The sequence below is a fragment of the Phaeodactylibacter sp. genome, from assembly GCF_040219495.1.
Classification (GTDB): Bacteria; Bacteroidota; Bacteroidia; order Chitinophagales; family Saprospiraceae; genus Phaeodactylibacter.
Window position 1 is genome coordinate 1 of record NZ_JAVJSK010000008.1, and the last position, 5,389, is coordinate 5,389.

Below are 5,389 nucleotides of genomic sequence, written 5' to 3' on the forward strand. Positions count from 1 at the left end.
AACCACTTCGAAAACCCCGGCTGTGCAGTGCCGAAGCCCGCAAGCGACAAACACAGGGCGGCGATAAGCAAGGGAGTGCGGCAGGTATTCATAGGTATCCTTTTTTAGTGTTAAAATTAAGCTTACTCTACAATAAGCTTCCCGTTCCAGGTCGCCCCGTCTTTGGCGGCAACCTGGTAAAAATAAAAGCCAGTCGGGTGGCGGGACGCGTCCCAGGACACCTGCGACTCGCCCGCTGGCATAGTGTACTGCCATACCGCCCGACCCATAGCATCGGTGATGCGTATCGTAGCCGCCGTAGCAGTTGAGGCAGGCGGGCGCTCGAAGTAGATACGCTCCCGACCGGGGTTGGGGAATACAACTAACTGGCTTCTAGTATCTGGTTCAAATTCAAATGAGCGTCCCTCCACCTCTTCTGTTTGCCTCTCGTGCCAACAGTTTTCCGGTCCAATATCTTCACCATACCAACTTAATATATTACCTGCTAGTGTCCTGGAAAAGGCCTCTCCGGTTTGTGCCACTTCTTCCAGTTTTACCAGAATTTCCTCAGGCAGTGTGTACAATGACTGATCCGACAACAACTCAAAAACAAATTTGGCACCCTCTAAATCACTCACTTGTTGAGCAGTAAGGGGAGTATTGCCCGGGATTGAGTTTAGAACAGACCACCCTGATGTGGTATCGCCTACTCCAAGGTAATCAAAGGCAATAGCCAGCTGGGCTCCAAAGGTGCCTATGTTGTACATCCAGGTACGGACCGTATCCTTGCTATAGTGCAGCGTATCGTACAAACTGTGCAATAATACCATTTGGGCACTTTTATCCATCTGGAGTTTGTGCCTTGATGCAGCAAGTAGTTTCTGACGCAAAAGGGTGCTATCATTACTACCGGACAATAAAGTGTACGCCTCCATGGCAAGATCATACTCTGACCGCTCTTCATAAAAACTTTGTTTCAACAAGGCAATCTCCGAAGTCGTCTTACAGGGGGGCGCGCAATAGCTCTCGGGGCATGTATTTGCTTCTGCGGGAATCAAGCTCTCTATCCCCGAGTACTCATCAGGAGTTTCTGCCTGCCCGGCTGCCGCAGAATAGGCACTTAATGGAATGCCATAATTAGCAAAATCGCGGTCGGTTGCGCTACCTGTGTTGGAAAATGTGTTTCCGGTAGCTATCGTCATATTTTCATCGTTTATATCGAAGATAACCTGTTCCTGTTTTATTGTATTTATCGCGAATGGTTCCGCAGCACAAACGAGGAAGTCATACTCAGTGCTGCTAATATTTATATTGCACTCATACAACAAGCCTGAGACCTCACTTCCGCAAATTCCACCAGCCTGATTGCCAATGCTAAGCCCTGAAAATGTATTTCTGCGGATCACTTTATTGTCCAACCCAATATTAAAACTGCTCACCCCAATGGTACGATTAGGTGATGGGGTAGTTGAGCCGATGAAAGCGTTCTCTTCAAGTGCCAGGCCTGTGAAGTAGCCGTTAAGTGCAATTCCGATTTGATCGGAATCAATCATTGAGGATGGAGGCGTACCGAGGTAAAAGTTGTTCAACAGCATTGTGCTGCTTGATACTAACCTATTATTGATGCCAATAAAACAGTCATAAAAGTCGGATTGCCTGACGATATAAGGCACATCCGATTGACCCGTAATGGCGGCTGCATAAACCCCATATCCCAAACCTCTGAACTCAGATCTGTTGTAACTGGTGCAAGGGTAGGTTGTTGAATTACATTTTGGTTCTACACGAAAGCCAGATTCAAAGGCATAGATACCGTAGCCAAAATCCGCTGGACTAGAGGTGTTTTGAGGCACGTAAGTATTAACAAATGAACAACCCAGGAATCGCGGCCCTTTCACACCAGCCATTCTGACGAATTTATCGAAAGACTCCTGATGAGGATAACTACTATTTGAGACAAAATCGCAATTAGAGAAAGAGGCAAAGTACCTTGTAGGGTCGCCCGCAATAGTTGGGGGATAGTTTTCTGGATAAAAGTTGTCATAGGGGCGGAAGTCAATACCGATTATATTGTTTCTAAAGGTAGTCTCACTACAACTAATAACGCCACCAGCTTGCACAGGTGTCGGCCCCCATAATTGAACGCCCACTTTTGCGTTCTCAACGATAGCGCCGGGTTTCCCAATAAAGCTACCTTGTGCCCGATATCCACTGATAGAAAACTGATGCGTACTTTGGTCACCCCAGACTTCTACTCCCTGCCAGGTATCGCTGCAAAATGAAGAGCTTGAACAGCTTTCCTGACAGCCTGAGGTCAATGTCCCTTCTAATATAAGTTTAGCATTGGGATTTATAATCAATTTACCTTGTTCGGCAAATGACACTGTGATGCCAGGTTTGATAGTTAAAATTGCACCATCCTCTATTTCAAGCGTGCCCAGAATATTTACCGTGCCGTCAGGGATGCTATTGAGATCCCAGGTTGTGTTGGCCTGAATTACCGTATTAGGATCAACTAAGCAATCTCCAAGGATTGTAGAGGTTGCAATGAAATTGCGCATCCGCTTCCCTTGCCCATCTGTAAACCTGTGATAGCATTGATAATTCGTATAAGACATGATATTATCTAAGTGTGGATCATAGTAATCATCAAAGTCATCCATCTCATATGGTCCAATATAAGTACATTCATCATTGTTATACGTCACCTTAGTATCTATATTGGGGTCGGCAGGAGTATCACATACGCAATCGCCATTATCCAGGCAATTTCCAGGATCATTATCTTGATCAACATATTCAGGCCCGGTTATAGGCTGACCATTATCACTATTATGAGTATGCAAAAGCCCAAGGCAATGCCCCATTTCATGCGCAATGAGGTATGATTTCACTTGTGAGCCATAAGGCGGATAAGGAAAATTGCCTGTTACCTGGAATGCTGTTGAAGGGATGCCGTTCGCAAAACCCTCGCCGGATGCAATTGGGGAGGGGTGATCAGGAAATAAGTAGATATCAATACCGTTATTGTGCCCGTTTATTGAAAATGGCGTCGCTCCGGGCCTAAGTGTATTGAAGAGCGTTGTATTTTCGATGATATCTATATTGCAGTCCCAAACAAAATGAAAAAGGCTATAAAGAAACTAACTTTGTAGCTTTTAAATAAGGTTGCATTCCGCGTTGCAGCTTTCATAAAATAAATGGGGTTTGGTTTCTGTTTTTTGAGTTGATGGTAAAATAAGCTATTAAGCAATACCATGCAAATCAGACAATCAGTTTGACAGTTATTGTACACGTTTTAGGGCTAAGCATCCTGGTTCTCTCCCCCTTAACATCTGAACAAGTCTGCCTGATTCATTATAAAGCTCCTATCGTTTTTTATACCGACGATTAAATGGTTTGCCTTGACAAACCGATTTGATATCGGCATATGCGCTTCGATGTAGTATCCCACTTTATGCATCCCACTTCGTAATGCGTATGATTTTTGCTTCACGCCCGGGAACCATGCACAACACCACAGATTTTCGTAGTTTACAACCCCAAAACTCGAAACGTCTATGGCTTTTTTCGGAAAACTCATTAAGCGCAGCCTTACCGTAGGGGAACAATTACAGAAGCGCCGCCGCGCAGCACCGATCCAACTGCAAAAGCGGACCCTGCGCCGCCTGCTCAAGCGGGCTCAGGGCACGGCCTTTGGGCAATACTACGACTTTAAGGGCATTTTACAGGACGAGCACTGCATCGACACCTTCCGGGAAAAGGTGCCTATTTTTGACTACGACACCATGTACGAGCAATGGTGGCATATGGCTCTGCGCGAGGTGGAAGACGTAAGCTGGCCGGGCAAGGTGACGCACTTTGCACTCAGTTCCGGCACCTCCGGGGCACCAAGCAAGCACATTCCGGTCACGGACGACATGCGCCGGGCCATGAAGCACGCCGGCCTCCGGATGTTCTTCGCCCTGACCAACTTCGATGTCGACCCCGACCTCTTCACCAAGCCGATGCTGATGCTGGGCGGCAGCAGCGACCTCGACAATCAGGGTGGCTACTTCCGGGGCGACCTCAGCGGCATCAATGCCAGTCAGCCGCCATTTTGGTTGCGGCCCTATCACAAACCGGGGGGTAAAATATCCCGCATCAAAAGCTGGGACGAGAAAATAGCGGAGATTTCCCGCCACGCTCCCGAATGGGACATTGGCTTCCTCGTCGGCATCCCTTCCTGGCTGCAGCTCATGATGGAGCGCATCATCGAAGACCATCAACTGAATACCATACATGACATCTGGCCCAACCTGAAGGTCTGCGTGCACGGCGGCATCGCCTTCGAGCCCCTGAAAAAAGGGTTTGAGCGACTGCTCGACCGCCCGCTCATCTATATGGACTCCTACCTGGCCAGCGAAGGCTTTATCGCCTATCAGCAACGGCCGGAGACCAACGCCATGCGCCTGCTGCTGCACAACGGCATCTTTTTCGAATTCATCCCCTTCAACAACAGCAATTTTGACGAAGATGGCAAGCTGATCGGCAACCCACAGACCCTGACTATTGCAGAAGTCGAGCCCGGAGTAGACTACGCCTTGCTCCTTACCACCTGCGCCGGGGCCTGGCGCTACCTCATTGGCGATACCGTACGCTTCCCGGAAGCCGGCAACCCCGAGATTATTATCAGTGGGCGGACCAAGCACTTCCTCAGCATCTGCGGAGAGCACCTTTCGGTAGACAATATGAATCAGGGCATACAGGCCGTGGAGGAAGCCCTCGACCTGAGCGTGCGGGAGTTTACGGTGGCGCCGGTGCAGGAAGGCAACCGGTTTCTGCACCATTGGTACATTGGCACGGAGCGGGAAGTGGATAAAGAAAAGGTCACCCGCCTCCTCGACGAGGCCCTGAAACAAGTCAATGATGATTATAAGACCGAGCGCGACAGCCTGCTGGGCATCAAGGTGGAAATCCTGCCCATTCAGCGCTTCTACGACTGGCAAGCCGCCAGGGGCAAGCTCGGCGGGCAGAACAAATTCCCCCGCGTGATGAAGGGCAAGCGCTTTGCGGAGTGGTCGGCTTTTGTGCACCGGAGCTTGCGGCAGGAGCGTGGGGTTTAGAGCGTGTTGTGACTTTAGTAATCGGTCAACTAATCCAAAAATGCTAGCTTTCGACTAGAATACCAAAGTCCTAACATACACTAGAGTTTATTAAGGTAGGTTTTGTATAGGGTATGGATGAGTATTTTTTGCCAGATCAAAGAACGCCCGGAACCTCGTAGCCAAAGCTACGAAGGTGAGGACGAGATGCAGAGCTGGTGAAAAATACCATTCAGAGACATACAAAATTTGCGTTAATAAACTCTACTAAGTTGTAGCCAATTTGGGAAAAACGTTCAAATCAAATAAACCTTCTTTACAAAAAA

2 protein-coding genes are annotated in these 5,389 nt (G+C 48.3%); one reads left to right on the forward strand and one right to left on the reverse strand.

Annotation, left to right across the window (positions count from 1 at the left end; all coding sequences use genetic code 11):
- Nucleotides 1–122: 122 nt before the first annotated feature.
- Nucleotides 123–2,873 carry a T9SS type A sorting domain-containing protein gene (locus RIC19_RS01060; RefSeq protein WP_350175933.1) on the reverse strand — a complete coding sequence of 917 codons (2,751 nt, stop codon included), beginning with the start codon at nucleotides 2,871–2,873 and terminating at the stop codon, nucleotides 123–125.
- Between the two features lie 666 nt (nucleotides 2,874–3,539).
- Here RIC19_RS01060 and RIC19_RS01065 point away from each other — a divergent pair.
- Nucleotides 3,540–5,084 (forward strand): GH3 family acyl-acid amido synthetase, encoded by a 1,545-nt coding sequence (locus tag RIC19_RS01065; RefSeq protein ID WP_350175935.1) that lies wholly within the window; start codon nucleotides 3,540–3,542, stop codon nucleotides 5,082–5,084.
- The last annotated feature ends 305 nt before the right edge of the window (nucleotides 5,085–5,389 follow it).

Coding starts and splice junctions, on each gene's coding strand:
- RIC19_RS01065 (WP_350175935.1), top strand. CDS start 3,540: ATGGCTTTTTTCGGAAAACTCATTAAGCGCAGCCTTACCGTAGGGGAA.